Consider the following 13412-nt stretch of genomic DNA (forward strand, 5'->3'; position numbering starts at 1 on the left):
TGTCTCCCTTGCTCGATCGGGGTGAGCCGGTCGAGCCGCCGTCACACGTATGGAGCTTGTTGCGGAGACACTGGACGGCATCCGCACTCTTCCCAGGATTCGAACAATGAAAGCCTCTTTGTCGATCACCGCTGGCGATCAAGCCGATGCCGTGGTGGTCATCGTCAATTACAACGCGGGTGACTACCTGCGTCGTTGTCTTGCGGCGCTCGCCGCTCAGTGCCTGAAGCCGCGAGCCGTCGTGCTGGTCGACAACGCGAGCAGCGATGGCAGTCTCGAGGGCCTGGAACAGGACTACCCCGAGCTGCTGCTCGTGCGCAGTGACCAGAACCTCGGCTTTGCCGCAGCGAACAACCTCGGCGTGCGTGAGGCACCGGAGACGACCTGGGTGGTGACCCTGAACCCCGATGCCTTCCCGGCACCGGACTGGCTGGAACAGATGCTGAAGGCCGCACATGAGCGGCCCGGATACGCGATGTTCTCGTCCTGTCTGTTGTGTGACGACGCCTCGGGTCGACTCGACGGCGCGGGCGATTGCTATCACACCTCCGGTCTAGTCTGGCGCCGGCGCCATGGTCAGGTCGACCGTCCCTCGTTGGGTGCCGGAGAGGTCTTTGCCCCCTGTGCGGCGGCGGCCATGTATCGCCGTCAGGCCTTCGAGGAGGTCGGGGGGTTCGATGAGGACTTCTTCTGTTATCTGGAGGACGTCGATCTGGCCTTTCGTCTGCGCCTGGCGGGGGAGCGTTGCTGGTATGTGCCGGCGGCCCGGGTGGTTCACCTGGGCTCGGCCGTGACCGGCTATCGCAGCGACTTCTCGACCTACTACGGGCAGCGCAACATGGTGTGGACCTATCTGCAGAATATGCCCGGTGCGCTGCTGTGGCGCTCGATGCCGTTATTCGTCTTGGTGAACCTGGCCGCGTTGGTGGTCGGCTGGCGGCGCGGTCAGTTGGGTGTGGTGGCTCGCGCCAAACGCGATGCACTGCGGGGTTTGCAGAACAGTCTCCGCAAGCGTCAGGCGCGTCAGGCGTGTCGGCGTGTCGAGTCGGCGGTGCTGGCGCGCAGCCTGACCCATGGCTGGCGGGCGTTGCTACAACGTAGTCGGGCGCAGGTCTCATGACGTCCGCGCAGGGAGCGATCGTCAGCGTCATCGTCGTCAACTACAACGCCGGGGCGTTGCTCGCCGAGTGCGTGACGGCGGTGCTCGGTTCCACGGTTACCGTCGAGGTGATCGTCAGCGACAACGGCTCGGTCGACGATAGTCTCACGCGGTTGCGCGCGCGGGTCGGTGCCGATGCGCGGCTGCGGATCGTCGAGAACGGCGTCAATCTCGGCTTCGCCAAGGGCAACAACCGTGCCCTGCCGCTGGCCGGTGCGCCCTGGCTGCTGTTCCTCAATCCCGACTGTATCGTCGCCCCCGACACCCTCGGGCGTATGGTCGAGGCGCTCGAGGCCCATCCCGAGGCGGGGATCGCCGGGTGCATGGTGCGCGATCCGGACGGTGCCGAGCAGGTCGCCTGTCGGCGTGCCATCCCCGATCCCTGGATTGCGCTGCGCCGCCTGCTCGGACTGGAGCGGCTCGGTGGCGCCGGACTCGATCAGCGTCATCTGCCGCCGCCGCGCGAGCCGGTGCTGGTCGAGGCGACCTCGGGCTCGTTCATGTTCGTGCGCCGCGCCGCGCTCGAGCAGGTCGGCCCGCTCGACGAGGGCTATTTCCTGCACTGCGAGGACCTCGACTGGTTCGTGCGCTTTGCTGAGGCCGGCTGGCGGGTGCTGCTGGTGCCCGGGGTCGAGGTGGTGCACCACAAGGGCGCCTGCAGCGGTGGTGATCCGCTGGCCGTCGAGCGCCACAAACATCGCGGCATGGAGCGTTTCTATCGCAAGTTCCAGTACCGGCGCTATCCGCGCCCGTTCAGCTGGCTGGTGATCCTCGGTATCCGTCTGCACCTGGGGCTGCTGGTCGCGCGTCAGTGGCTGCGGTGGGGGCGGACGGCATGAGCCTGCGCGCGGGTGAACTCGGGCTGGTGCTGGTCACCGGTGCCACCGGCCGAGTGGGGCGGGTGCTGGTCGAGGCGCTGCTCGCGCACGGTCAGCGGGTGGCGGTGGTCAGCCGTGCGCCGGCGGTGGTCGAGCGGCTGTGGCCGGGACAGAGGGTGGAGGCGCGCTGCGCCGATCTCGCCCGCCCCGAGACCCTCGCCGGGGTCTGCGCCGGGGTCGAGACCCTGATCCATCTCGCCAGCTATGCCCCGGCAGCCGATGAGCCCGACATCTACGAGGCCCCGGGACACTGGACGGTGACCGCCGAGGGCTCGCGCGCATTGTTGGCCGAGGCGCGCAGCGCCGGGTCGCTGCGGCGGATGCTCTATCTCAGCACGGTCAAGGCGATGGGGGATGCGACCGGGGCGCGCGGCCATCCGGTCGGCCCCGACGAGGTCGAGCCCGCGCCCGAGACCGCCTACGGGCGCGCCAAGCTGGTCGCCGAGGGAGAGTTGCTGGCGAGCGCCGCGGCGCTCGACATCCCCGGCTGCGTGCTGCGCCTGCCGATGGTCTACGGGCTGGCGGGGGAGGGCAACCTGGCGCGGATGATCGCCGCCGTCGCCGCCCATCGCTTCCCGCCCTGGCCACGGATCGACAACCATCGCTCGGCGGTGCACGTCGAGGATGCGGTGGCGGCAGTGCTGCTCGCCGTCGCCCACCCGGCGAGCGCCGGGCGGACTTATTGCGTGACCGACGGCGGCGCCTATTCCACGCGTTGGATCTACGAGTGCATCTGTCGCGCGCTCGGTCGTCCGGTGCCGCGCTGGACGGTGCCGCTGTGGGCGCTGCGCGCCGCCGCCGGGGCCGGCACGCTCGGCGAGCGCCTGCTCGGTCGGCGCATGCCCTTGACCCTGGAGGGACTCGACAAGCTCGTCGGCGATGCCTGGTTCTCCTCGGCCACGCTCGAGCGCGAGCTGGGCTTTCGCGCGCGGTACCGGCTCGATGAGGAGATCGAGGGCTTGGTGCGCGCCAGAGAGGCGCGTGCCGACTAGTCGTCGGTGGGCTCGCCCGGTTGCTGCTCGAGTACCTGGCTGACCGCGCGCTCGGTGAGCGGGTCGCGGCTGAGCAGTCGGGCGCTGCCCTTGCGCAGGTGATTGGCGAGGCTGGTGGTGGCGAGGGTGAGGGCGTTGTCACCCTGGCGGTTGGTGAACAGGTAGACCCCACGGTACTCGCTGACCCAGCTCAGGCGCAGTGTCTTGCGGGTGCCGCGCAGGCTCTGGAACTCGACCCAAGCGCCGACCTCGAGCGCGCGGGCGAGTCGCAGGTGGTGATCGGCCTCGTCATCGGTGTCGTCATCGGCTGGCGGTGTGATCGCGGTGCTCGACGGCGGGGGGGGCGGCGCCACGGCCGTTGTCGACGGGGGGGATGATGGCGGGGGCGATGCGTTCTCCTCGTCCGCCGTCTCGCGATGCAGCGCGGCCATGTGCAGTCGGATCAGCTGACCGAAGAAGCTGTCCCAGGAGGTCTCCTGGTCGACCCGTTCGAGCCCCTTGCGCAGCCGGGTGATGAGGTCCGGGAGCAGGGTGAGCAGGTGGTCGCGATCCTCCGGGGTGTGCTTGGGCTCGATCGACCACAGCAGGTCCTCCATCACTCGTACCGTCTCGCGCCAGTCGTCGCTGTCCTCACCGGCGTCGACGAACACCGTGATCAGTACCTGACGCCAGTGTTCGGCGATGAAGTCGCCGATCAGTGCCGGGGCGTCCGGGTGGGCATGCTCGGTGAGGGTGGTGGCGACACATCGCTCGGCGACCTCGCGTCGATCGCGTCGTTCGAGTTCGTCGAGCACCTTGCTCGCCTTGCTCTGGGCCCGCGCCTCCTCTTCCTCGAGAAAGTGCTCGAGCGCCTGGAGTTGGTGGGCGAAGACATCGATGTCGTCATCGAAGCCGTCGATCACCGCGTCGACGATGCGGCGGACCTGTTCGAGCAGGCGCGGCTCGTCCTCCTCGCCGCGACCGAGTCCGGCGCTGGCGATGAGATCGAGCAGGCGGCGTGCCGGATGACGGCGGTCGGAGAAGAAGTGCTTGTCGATCAGGGCGACCTTGAGCACCGGGATCTGTAGCTTGGCCAGCTCGGCGCGCAGCCCGGCGGAGAGCTCGGGGTCCTTGAAGATGGCATCGAACAACATCGAGACGATGTCGATGGTGAGTGCGTCGACTGGGTGCGACCCGTTGGCCATGGGGGTGGCGCGGATCTGGCGCAGGGCGTCGTTGTGCGCTGGGTCGATGGGGGTGTCGCCGAGCCCGGGGAGTTGGGTGCTGGCGCCACGCTGCAACCCGGTGAGGGCGTGGATGAGTTCGGCGATGTCGAGGGTCTGGGATCGCGACGTCGGTGGCGGTTGGGGCGGTGGTGGCTGGCGACCGGTTACGGCCTGTAGTGCCTCGACCAAGCGTTCGAAGACGTCGCTGCTCGCGGTCTCGCCGTGTCGTGCCGAGGCGGGAGAGGGGGCGCCGCTGAGTGGCTGAGTGTCGGTGGCATCGAGCGGCTGGCTGCGCAACGCACGCTGTGGACCGGCGAGTGGGATGTCGGGGAGGACGCCGGCCTCGGCGAGGAAGCGGTTGATCGTGGCATAGATGCCGGGCAACTCGGCCGAGGTCTGGCGCTCGAACTCCTGCAGCAGGACCAGCGCGAGCGGTTCGCCGGCATCGAGTGTGCCGAGGGCGTCGAGCATCGCGGTGAAGAACGCGCGTGGATACAGTGGATTGTCGTCTTGGCCGATGCGTGGCAGCTGTAGCAGTGTCGCGAGCCGGCGGTCGAGTGCGGTGAGCTGTTGCGAACCGTTGCAGGTGGCGCGAGCCGAGAGCTTGGCGATGGCCAGGTCGCGCTCGAAGTCGTCGGTGTCGACCAGGGTCAGCTCAAGCCCTTCCTGAGCGCCCTGCTCTGCCGTTGGGGCTTGGCCGCGCAGCCGCCCGATGGCGTGTTCGAACAGGGTGACGTAGGCGCCGCGGAAGTGCTGCAGCAGCAGCTGTCCATGCCCGGAGAGAAAGTCCATGGCAGCGAAATAGAGCTGCTGCTGCTCGAGACTGGTGGCGCGGTCGGCCATGCCGAGGAAGTCGTCGTTGGCGCTATCGAGGTGTTGGGCGAAGACGGTGGCGAGGCCATGCGCGAGGCGGTCGCGACAGCCGGCGAGCAGGGTGGCGGGATCGACCGTCGCCGGTGCCTCCGACGGGAGGTCGCGACCGGCGAGTGGGACGACGTTGGATGAGGGTCTGTCGGCCATGGTTGGTTCCAGAAGACAGGGACGGCGCGGCGCGTCCTGCCGCGCGCGTCCGGGCGACGGGGACGGAAAGGCGGTCGACTGTGGGTCTATGTTCGGCCGGTGTAGACCCGGTCCCCTCCTCCGGGTCTGTTCCTCCTACTTGCAGAGTATATGCCGGCGCTCTGGTTGCACTGTCAACCCGGTCACAGCGGTATTGCCGCTGGCCTCACTCGACGGTCACCGACTTGGCCAGGTTGCGTGGCTGGTCGACGTCGGTGCCCTTGAGCACGGCGACATGATAGGCGAGCAGCTGTAGCGGGATGGTGAAGACCAAGGGGTCGAGCAGATCGTCGGTCTCGGGGAGGCGGATGACGGTGACCCCGTCGCTCTCGTCGAGTGGGACCTGGTAGTCGGCGAAGACATAGAGTTGCCCCCCACGCGCGCGGACCTCCTCGAGGTTGGACTTGAGCTTCTCGAGCAGGGCGTTGTTGGGCGCCACCGCGACCACCGGCATCTGCTCGTCGATCAGCGCCAACGGGCCGTGCTTGAGCTCACCGGCGGGGTAGGCCTCGGCATGGATGTAGGAGATCTCCTTGAGCTTGAGTGCGCCCTCCATGGCGATCGGGTACTGCTCACCACGGCCCAGGAAGAGGGTGTGCTGCTTGTCGACGAAGGACTCGGCGAGCAGCGCGATGCGTTCGTCGAGCCGCAACACCTCCTCGACCTTGATCGGCAGCGAGCGCAGCAACCCGACCAGCCGCGTCTCCTCGGTCTCATCGATCCCGCGCCCGCGCCCGAGTGCCAGGGTCAGCAGCAGTAGGGCGACGAGCTGGGTGGTGAAGGCCTTGGTCGAGGCCACCCCGATCTCGGGCCCGGCATGGGTGAGCAGCACCAGATCGGACTCGCGGACCAGAGAACTCTCGGGGACGTTACAGATCGCCAGGGTGGCGCGATAACCGCTCTGCTTGGCCTGGCGCAGCGCGGCCAGGGTGTCGGCGGTCTCGCCCGACTGCGAGAGGGTGACGAACAGCGCCTGTTCGGGGACCACATGATGGCGGTAGCGGTACTCGCTGGCGACCTCGACGCTGCACGGCAGTCCGGCGAAGGCCTCGATCCAGTAACGGGCGACCTGCGCGGCGTGGTGGCTGGTGCCGCAGGCGACGATGGTCACGGCCTTGATGTCGGCGAACAGCGCCTCGGCCTCGTTGCCGAAGCACTCGGGACGCAATTGGGTGCCGCTGAGCCGGTCATCGAGGGTGTCGGCGATCGCCTGTGGCTGCTCGAAGATCTCCTTGAGCATGTAATGGCGGTACTCGCCACGCTCGGCGGCGTCGAGCGCCAGGCTGGAGGTCTTGATCGGACGCTCGACCTCGCGCCCGTCACGGTCCCAGATACGCACCCGTTCGCGGGTGAGCTCGGCGATGTCGCCTTCCTCGAGGAAGATGAAGCGGTGGGTGACCGGTAGCAGCGCGAACACATCCGAGGCGATGAAGTGCTCGCCGAAGCCGACGCCGATCACCAACGGGCTGCCCTCGCGGGCGGCCACCAGGCGCTCGGGGTCTTCGCTATCGATCACCCCTAGGGCATAGGCCCCCTGTAGTGCGGTGGTGGTGTTGCGCACCGCCTCGAGCAGTCCGTGACCGGCGGCGAGCTGGTCGTAGATGGCGTGCACCACCACCTCGGTGTCGGTCTCCGAGGTGAAGCGGTGGCCGTGCTCACGCTGGGTGAGCCGTAGCTGCTCGTGGTTCTCGATGATGCCGTTGTGGACGATCGCGCAGCGGTCGCGACAGATGTGCGGATGGGCGTTGTGGGTGGCCGGCTCGCCGTGGGTCGCCCAACGGGTATGGGCGATACCGAGCAACCCGGGCAAGGGGTGGGCGGCGACCTCCTCGGCCAGGCGCGCGACCTTGCCGAGGGTGCGGGAGCGGTTGAGCTGCCCCTGTGCCTCGAGGATGGCGATACCCGCAGAGTCGTAGCCGCGATATTCGAGCCGCTTCAGCCCCTCGAGCAGGATGGCTGCGACCGGGCGTTGGGCGATGGCGCCGACGATGCCACACATAGACGGGAACTCCCTAAGATTTCTGCTGTTTCTGGGGGCGCTGCCAGCTGCTGATGCTGTGCTGACGGGCTCGCGAGAGGGTGAGTTGTTCAGCGGGGGCGTGCCGGGTGATCACCGAACCGGCGCCGATGGTGGCGCCCGCGCCGATGGTCACCGGGGCGACCAATGCGCTGTTCGAGCCGATGAAGGCGCCCTCGCCGATCTCGGTGCGTGACTTGTTGACGCCGTCGTAGTTGCAGGTGATGGTGCCGGCGCCGATGTTGACCCCGGCGCCGATGCTGGCGTCCCCCAGATAGGTCAGATGATTGGCCTTGCTGCCGGCGCCGAGGCGGGTGTTCTTGGTCTCGACGAAGTTGCCGACATGGGTAGCATCGGCCAGCTCGCTGCCCGGGCGCAGTCGCGCGAAGGGACCGATGCGGGCGTCGGCGCCGACCCGAGCGCCCTCGATCACGCAGTTGGCGAGGATCTCGGTGTTGGCGCCGATGGCGCAGTCGCGCAGCACGCAGTTGGGGCCGATGTGGACCCCTTCGGCGATCTCGACCTCGCCCTCGATGACGACATTGACGTCGATGGTGCAGTCGCTGGCGGCGCTCAGCCGACCGCGCAGGTCGAAGCGGGTCGGGTCCTGCAGGGTGACGCCGGCGCGCATCAGTTGCTCGGCCTGGTGGCGCTGCCAAGCACGCTCGAGCGCGGCGAGCTGGACCCGGTCGTTGACCCCGGAGACCTCGGTCAGGCTGTCGGGACGGGCGCTCGCCACGCTGATGCCGTCGGCCGCGGCCAGTGCGGTGACGTCGGTGAGGTAGTACTCGCCCTGGGCGTTGTCGTCGTCGATACGCGAGAGCCAATCGGCGAGGCAGGCGCGGTCGGCGACCAGGAACCCCGTGTTCGATTCGCGGATACGGCGCTGCTGTGCGTCGGCGTCGCGTTCCTCGACGATGCGCTCGATGCGCCCCGTGGGGTCGCGCAGGATGCGACCATAGCCGGTAGGATCCGGCAGGTCGGCGGTCAGTAGTGCCAGCGGCGTGGTCTCGGCGGCGGCGATCAGCCGCTCGAGGGTGGTCGGCGAGATCAGCGGTACATCGCCATAGAGCACCAGCACGCGGTCGAGATCGGCGAGTTCGGGCATCGCCTGCATCACCGCGTGCGCGGTGCCGCGCTGCTCGGCCTGCTCGACCCAGGTGCAGGGCACATCACCCAGGGCCGCTCGGACCTGTTCGCCGGCGTGCCCATGAACGACCACGATGCGTGTCGGTTTGATCGCCATGGCGGCCTCGAGGACATGACCGAGCAACGGTCGACCGGCGAGCGGATGGAGGACCTTGGGGCGCTTTGATCGCATCCGTTTGCCGAGACCGGCGGCCAGTATCACGACGCCTAACTTCATGTCTGGATGATCCTTGCTGGGGTTGTCGATGGGGAGCGACGGGGCGTGTCTCGGGTGCCGTGCTCGGTGCTTATCCTAGCCATCGGGGGGCCGGTGCGCGAGCATGAAGTGTGCACGCGTCGCGCTCGCGTGTCTGTCGAAAGCATGCGCCGGGCCCTTTCCCAGCGTCAAGCTTGTTGCACTGTAGGGGACGGCGGCGAGTACGCAAAAAAAACGCCCCGGTCTCGCGACCGGGGCGTCTGAGTGCGAGCAGTGCGCTAGGCGCCCGACGATCAGCTGCGCTTGGTCTTGCGCAGCTTCTCGATCGCGCGCAGCTGAGCGATCGCCTCGGCCAGTTCGGCCTGGGCCTTGGCGTACTCGAACCCGGCCTGCTGCCCGGCCAGCGCTTCCTCGGCGCGACGCTTGGCCTCCTGGGCCGCCGCCTCGTCGAGGTTCGCGGCCCGGATCGCGGTGTCGGCAAGGACCGTGACCACGTTCGGCTGGACCTCGAGCATGCCGCCGGAGACATAGAAGTGCTCCTGCTCGCCCTGCTCGTTCTCCACCCGGACGTCGCCGGGCTTGAGACGGCTGATGAAGGCGGTGTGGCGGGGCGCGATGCCCACCTCGCCCACCTCCGCGCTGGCGTACACCATGGTCGCCTGCCCGGAGTGGATGGCGCCCTCGGCGCTCACGATATCGACGTGGATCGTCATTGCCATGGGTGGTCTCCGTTAGTTGGCCATCTTTTCGGCCTTGGCCACCGCTTCCTCGATGCTACCGACCATGTAGAAGGCCTGCTCGGGCAGGTGGTCGTACTCGCCGTTGACGATGGCCTTGAAGCCGGCAATGGTGTCCTTGATCGAGACGAACTTGCCGGGCGCGCCGGTGAAGACCTCGGCGACGAAGAACGGCTGCGACAGGAAGCGCTGGATCTTACGGGCGCGCGACACCGACAGCTTGTCCTCGTCGGAGAGCTCGTCCATGCCGAGGATGGCGATGATGTCCTTGAGCTCCTTGTAGCGCTGCAGGGTGCCCTGCACCGCACGCGCGGTCTCGTAGTGCTCCTGGCCGACGACGTTGGGGTCGAGGATACGGCTGGTCGAGTCGAGCGGATCGACGGCGGGGTAGATACCCAGCTCAGAGATCTGACGCGACAGCACCAGGGTGGCGTCGAGGTGCGCGAAGGTGGTGGCCGGCGACGGGTCGGTGAGGTCGTCGGCGGGCACGTAGACGGCCTGGAAGGAGGTGATCGAGCCGGTCTTGGTGGAGGTGATGCGCTCCTGCAGGGCGCCCATCTCCGAGGCCAGGGTCGGCTGATAACCCACCGCCGAGGGCATGCGCCCGAGCAGTGCCGAGACCTCGGTACCGGCGAGGGTGTAGCGGTAGATGTTGTCGACGAACAGCAGCACGTCACGGCCTTCGTCGCGGAAATACTCGGCCATGGTCAGGCCGGTCAGGGCGACGCGCAGACGGTTGCCGGGCGGCTCGTTCATCTGACCGTAGACCAGGGCGACCTTGTCGAGGACGTTCGACTCCTTCATCTCGTGATAGAAGTCGTTACCCTCACGGGTACGTTCGCCGACACCGGCGAACACCGAGAAACCGGAGTGCTCGGCGGCGATGTTACGAATGAGCTCCATCAGGGTCACGGTCTTGCCGACACCGGCGCCACCGAACAGCCCGACCTTGCCGCCCTTGGCGATCGGCATGATCAGGTCGACGACCTTGATGCCGGTCTCGAGGATCTCGGTGGTGGTCGACTGGTCCTCGAGCTTGGGCGCGGGACGGTGGATCGACCAGGTCTCCTCGGCGCCGATCTCGCCCTGCTCGTCGATGGCATCACCGAGCACGTTCATGATGCGGCCGAGGGTCTTCTGGCCCACCGGGACCTGGATCGGGGCGCCGGTGGCGGCGACCTCGAGGCCACGCTGCAGGCCGTCGGTCGAGCCCATGGCGATGGTGCGCACGACACCGTCACCGAGCTGCTGCTGCACCTCGAGGGTGAGGCCGACGGACTCGATCTTCAGTGCTTCATAGACCTTGGGCATCTCGCCGCGTGGGAACTGTACGTCCACCACCGCGCCGATGATTTCCACCACGTTACCGGAACTCATAGTCTTTTCCTCTTCTGCCTTGCGGCGTCTAGCGATTCTGTCTGGGTCTGATCCTGGCCGGGTTCGCCGGGGTCAGCCGGCGGTGGGTCAAACCGCCGCGGCGCCGCTCACGATCTCGGAGATTTCCTGGGTGATTGCGGCCTGGCGCGCCTTGTTGTAGACGAGCTGGAGTTCGTCGATCAGGTTGCCGGCGTTGTCCGAGGCGGCCTTCATCGCGACCATCCGCGCGGCCTGCTCGCAGGCGACGTTCTCGACCACGCTCTGATAGACCAGCGACTCGATGTAGCGGGTGAGCAGGGCGTCGAGGACGGTGTGTGCATCCGGCTCGTAGATGTAGTCCCAGTGGTAGGGCAATGCCTCTTCCGGCTTCTCGGCGGGGGCAATGGGCACCAGCTGGCGGATCTCCGGGCGCTGCGTCATGGTGTTGACGAATTCGTTGCTGGCGACGTAGATCGCGTCGATCTCGCCGGCCTCGAAGGCGTCGAGCATCACCTTGACGGTGCCGATCAGATCCTCGATGTGCGGGGTGTCACCAAGGTGGGTCGCCTGCGCCAGCACCTTGCCACCGAAGCGCTTGAAGAACCCCAGCGCCTTGCTGCCGATGGCACAGAAGACCGGTTCGACGCCAGCGGCCTGCTGCTCCTTGATCTCGGCACTCAGACGGCGGAACAGGTTGCTGTTGAGGCCGCCGCACAGGCCACGATCGGAGGAAACCACGATATAGCCGACGCGCTTGCGCGGGCGTTCCGTGGCCATGAAGGTGTGACGGTACTCGGGCGTCGCTTGCGCCAGATGGTGGATCACCTGGAGCATCTTGTCCGCATAGGGCCGGGAGGCAGACATACGATCCTGCGCCTTGCGCATCTTCGATGCTGCAACCATCTCCATGGCGGAAGTGATCTTCTGCGTGCTCTTGATGCTCGCAATCTTGGTGCGGATTTCTTTGGCGCCTGCCATTTGATCAAGCTCCCAGCTTCCAGCGCCTGATCTCCGACTCGAAGGTCGGTCGTGGCGCCTGTTTGATTCGGGTCGGTTGTAAGGTCTCGACAGCGTCCGACCGCCGTAGAGCGGCGGTCGGACGCATGTGGATGCGGGCGCTTACCAAGTATTGTTCGCCTTGAAGTCCTTGAGCGCCGCGTGCAGACCCTGCTGGATCTCGTCACCGAAGCCGCCGGTCGAGTCGATCTTGGCGAGCAGCTCGGCCTGCTGGGACTTCATGTAGCCCTGCAGCGCCGCCTCGAAGTCGACCACCTTGTGGACATCGACGTCGTCGAGGTAGCCCTCGTTGGCCGCGAACAGCGAGACGGCCATCTGGCCGACGCCCATCGGCGAGTACTGCGACTGCTTCATCAGCTCGGTCACACGCTCACCGCGTTGCAGCTGCTTGCGGGTGGCCTCGTCGAGGTCGGAGGCGAACTGCGAGAAGGCAGCCAGCTCACGATACTGCGCCAGTGCCAGACGGATACCACCGCCAAGCTTCTTGATCACCTTGGTCTGGGCCGAACCACCGACTCGCGACACCGACAGACCGGCGTTGATGGCCGGACGGATACCCGCGTTGAAGAGGTCGGTCTCGAGGAAGATCTGACCGTCGGTGATCGAGATCACGTTGGTCGGCACGAACGCCGAGACGTCGCCGGCCTGGGTCTCGATGATCGGCAGCGCGGTGAGCGAGCCGGTCTTACCCTTGACCGCTCCGTTGGTGGCCTTCTCGACAAAGTCGGCATTGACGCGCGCGGCGCGCTCGAGCAGACGCGAGTGCAGGTAGAAGACGTCACCGGGGTAGGCCTCACGTCCCGGCGGACGACGCAGCAGCAGCGAGACCTGACGATAGGCCCAAGCCTGCTTGGTGAGGTCGTCGTAGACGATCAGCGCATCCTCGCCCTTGTCACGGAAGTACTCGCCCATGGCGCAGCCGGCGTAAGGGGCGATGAACTGCATCGCGGCCGAGTCCGAGGCGCCAGCGGAGACGATGATGGTGTGATCCATCGCGCCGTGCTCTTCGAGCTTGCGCACCAGGGCCGCGATGGTCGAGTTCTTTTGACCGACCGCGACGTAGATGCACTTAACGCCGGTGTCCTTCTGGTTGATGATCGCATCGATCGCCACCGCGGTCTTACCGGTCTGGCGGTCGCCGATGATCAGCTCACGCTGGCCACGACCGACCGGCACCATGGCGTCGATCGCCTTGAGACCGGTCTGCATCGGCTCATCGACCGACTGACGGGCGATGACGCCGGGCGCCTGCTTCTCGATCGGGGAGGTGGCAGCGGCCTCGATCGGGCCCTTGCCGTCGATCGGGTTGCCGAGGGCGTCGACCACGCGGCCGAGCAGACCCTCGCCGACCGGCACCTCGAGCACGCGCCCGGTGCAGCGCACCCAGTCGCCCTCGGAGAGGTTGGTGTAGTCACCGAGCACCACCGCACCGACCGAGTCGCGCTCGAGGTTCAGCGCCAGGCCGTAGGTGTTGCCGGGGAACTCCAGCATCTCGTAGTACTGAGCGTCGGACAGGCCGTGGATACGCACGATGCCGTCGGTCAGACTGACGATGGTGCCCTCGGTCCGGGCCTCGGTTTGAAGATCGTATTTCTCGATCTTCTGCTTGATGAGATCACTGATCTCGGATGGATTCAGTTGCATGGC

10 protein-coding genes are annotated in these 13412 nt (G+C 67.2%); 3 read left to right on the forward strand and 7 right to left on the reverse strand.

Annotated elements, in window-relative coordinates; all coding sequences use genetic code 11:
* Window positions 1-106: 106 nt before the first annotated feature.
* The 3 genes from HF203_RS06725 to HF203_RS06735 are packed head-to-tail and all read left to right on the forward strand — an operon-like array spanning window position 107 to window position 3029.
* Window positions 107-1120 (forward strand): glycosyltransferase family 2 protein, encoded by a 1014-nt coding sequence (locus tag HF203_RS06725; protein WP_168667926.1) that lies wholly within the window; start codon window positions 107-109, stop codon window positions 1118-1120.
* Window positions 1117-1998: a glycosyltransferase family 2 protein gene (locus HF203_RS06730; RefSeq protein WP_168667928.1), complete on the forward strand. Its 882-nt coding sequence runs from the start codon at window positions 1117-1119 to the stop codon at window positions 1996-1998. The genes HF203_RS06725 and HF203_RS06730 overlap by 4 nt, the downstream gene beginning before the upstream one ends.
* Window positions 1995-3029 (forward strand): NAD-dependent epimerase/dehydratase family protein, encoded by a 1035-nt coding sequence (locus HF203_RS06735; RefSeq protein WP_168667930.1) that lies wholly within the window; start codon window positions 1995-1997, stop codon window positions 3027-3029. Before HF203_RS06730 ends, HF203_RS06735 begins: the two co-directional genes overlap by 4 nt.
* On the opposite strand, the gene HF203_RS06740 is transcribed toward HF203_RS06735, so the two are convergent.
* The 7 genes from HF203_RS06740 to atpA all read right to left on the reverse strand — a co-directional run bounded on the left by HF203_RS06740 (window position 3026) and on the right by atpA (window position 13409).
* Entirely contained in the window at window positions 3026-5254 is a 2229-nt protein-coding gene (locus HF203_RS06740; protein WP_168667932.1) for a DUF1631 domain-containing protein, read from the reverse strand. The two genes, HF203_RS06735 and HF203_RS06740, sit on opposite strands and share 4 nt — an antisense overlap.
* A 205-nt stretch (window positions 5255-5459) precedes the next feature.
* Complete coding sequence (gene glmS, locus HF203_RS06745; RefSeq protein WP_168667934.1) at window positions 5460-7292, reverse strand: glutamine--fructose-6-phosphate transaminase (isomerizing); 1833 nt, start codon at window positions 7290-7292, stop codon at window positions 5460-5462.
* A 13-nt stretch (window positions 7293-7305) separates the two neighbouring features.
* Complete coding sequence (glmU, locus tag HF203_RS06750) at window positions 7306-8676, reverse strand: bifunctional UDP-N-acetylglucosamine diphosphorylase/glucosamine-1-phosphate N-acetyltransferase GlmU (protein ID WP_168667936.1); 1371 nt, start codon at window positions 8674-8676, stop codon at window positions 7306-7308.
* Window positions 8677-8948: 272 nt separating this feature from the next.
* On the reverse strand, window positions 8949-9374 hold the full coding sequence (locus HF203_RS06755; RefSeq protein WP_168667938.1) for a F0F1 ATP synthase subunit epsilon: 426 nt from the start codon (window positions 9372-9374) through the stop codon (window positions 8949-8951).
* Window positions 9375-9386: 12 nt separating this feature from the next.
* On the reverse strand, window positions 9387-10769 hold the full coding sequence (gene atpD, locus HF203_RS06760; protein ID WP_168667940.1) for a F0F1 ATP synthase subunit beta: 1383 nt from the start codon (window positions 10767-10769) through the stop codon (window positions 9387-9389).
* Window positions 10770-10856: 87 nt separating this feature from the next.
* The gene (gene atpG, locus HF203_RS06765) at window positions 10857-11726 is read right to left on the reverse strand and encodes a F0F1 ATP synthase subunit gamma (protein WP_168667942.1); all 870 of its coding nucleotides are present in this window, start codon (window positions 11724-11726) and stop codon (window positions 10857-10859) included.
* Window positions 11727-11867: 141 nt separating this feature from the next.
* Window positions 11868-13409 (reverse strand): F0F1 ATP synthase subunit alpha, encoded by a 1542-nt coding sequence (atpA, locus tag HF203_RS06770; RefSeq protein ID WP_168667944.1) that lies wholly within the window; start codon window positions 13407-13409, stop codon window positions 11868-11870.
* Between the last annotated feature and the right edge of the window lie 3 nt (window positions 13410-13412).

It is taken from the genome of Marichromatium bheemlicum (assembly GCF_012276755.1).
In the GTDB taxonomy this organism is placed as follows: domain Bacteria; phylum Pseudomonadota; class Gammaproteobacteria; order Chromatiales; family Chromatiaceae; genus Marichromatium; species Marichromatium bheemlicum.

What these genes read in the sequence shown, in the direction of transcription:
- HF203_RS06725 (WP_168667926.1), top strand. Translation starts at nt 107, where the DNA reads ATGAAAGCCTCTTTGTCGATCACCGCTGGCGATCAAGCCGATGCCGTG.
- HF203_RS06730 (WP_168667928.1), top strand. Translation starts at nt 1,117, where the DNA reads ATGACGTCCGCGCAGGGAGCGATCGTCAGCGTCATCGTCGTCAACTAC.
- HF203_RS06735 (WP_168667930.1), top strand. Translation starts at nt 1,995, where the DNA reads ATGAGCCTGCGCGCGGGTGAACTCGGGCTGGTGCTGGTCACCGGTGCC.
- HF203_RS06740 (WP_168667932.1), bottom strand. Translation starts at nt 5,254, where the DNA reads ATGGCCGACAGACCCTCATCCAACGTCGTCCCACTCGCCGGTCGCGAC.
- glmS (WP_168667934.1), bottom strand. Translation starts at nt 7,292, where the DNA reads ATGTGTGGCATCGTCGGCGCCATCGCCCAACGCCCGGTCGCAGCCATC.
- glmU (WP_168667936.1), bottom strand. Translation starts at nt 8,676, where the DNA reads ATGAAGTTAGGCGTCGTGATACTGGCCGCCGGTCTCGGCAAACGGATG.
- HF203_RS06755 (WP_168667938.1), bottom strand. Translation starts at nt 9,374, where the DNA reads ATGGCAATGACGATCCACGTCGATATCGTGAGCGCCGAGGGCGCCATC.
- atpD (WP_168667940.1), bottom strand. Translation starts at nt 10,769, where the DNA reads ATGAGTTCCGGTAACGTGGTGGAAATCATCGGCGCGGTGGTGGACGTA.
- atpG (WP_168667942.1), bottom strand. Translation starts at nt 11,726, where the DNA reads ATGGCAGGCGCCAAAGAAATCCGCACCAAGATTGCGAGCATCAAGAGC.
- atpA (WP_168667944.1), bottom strand. Translation starts at nt 13,409, where the DNA reads ATGCAACTGAATCCATCCGAGATCAGTGATCTCATCAAGCAGAAGATC.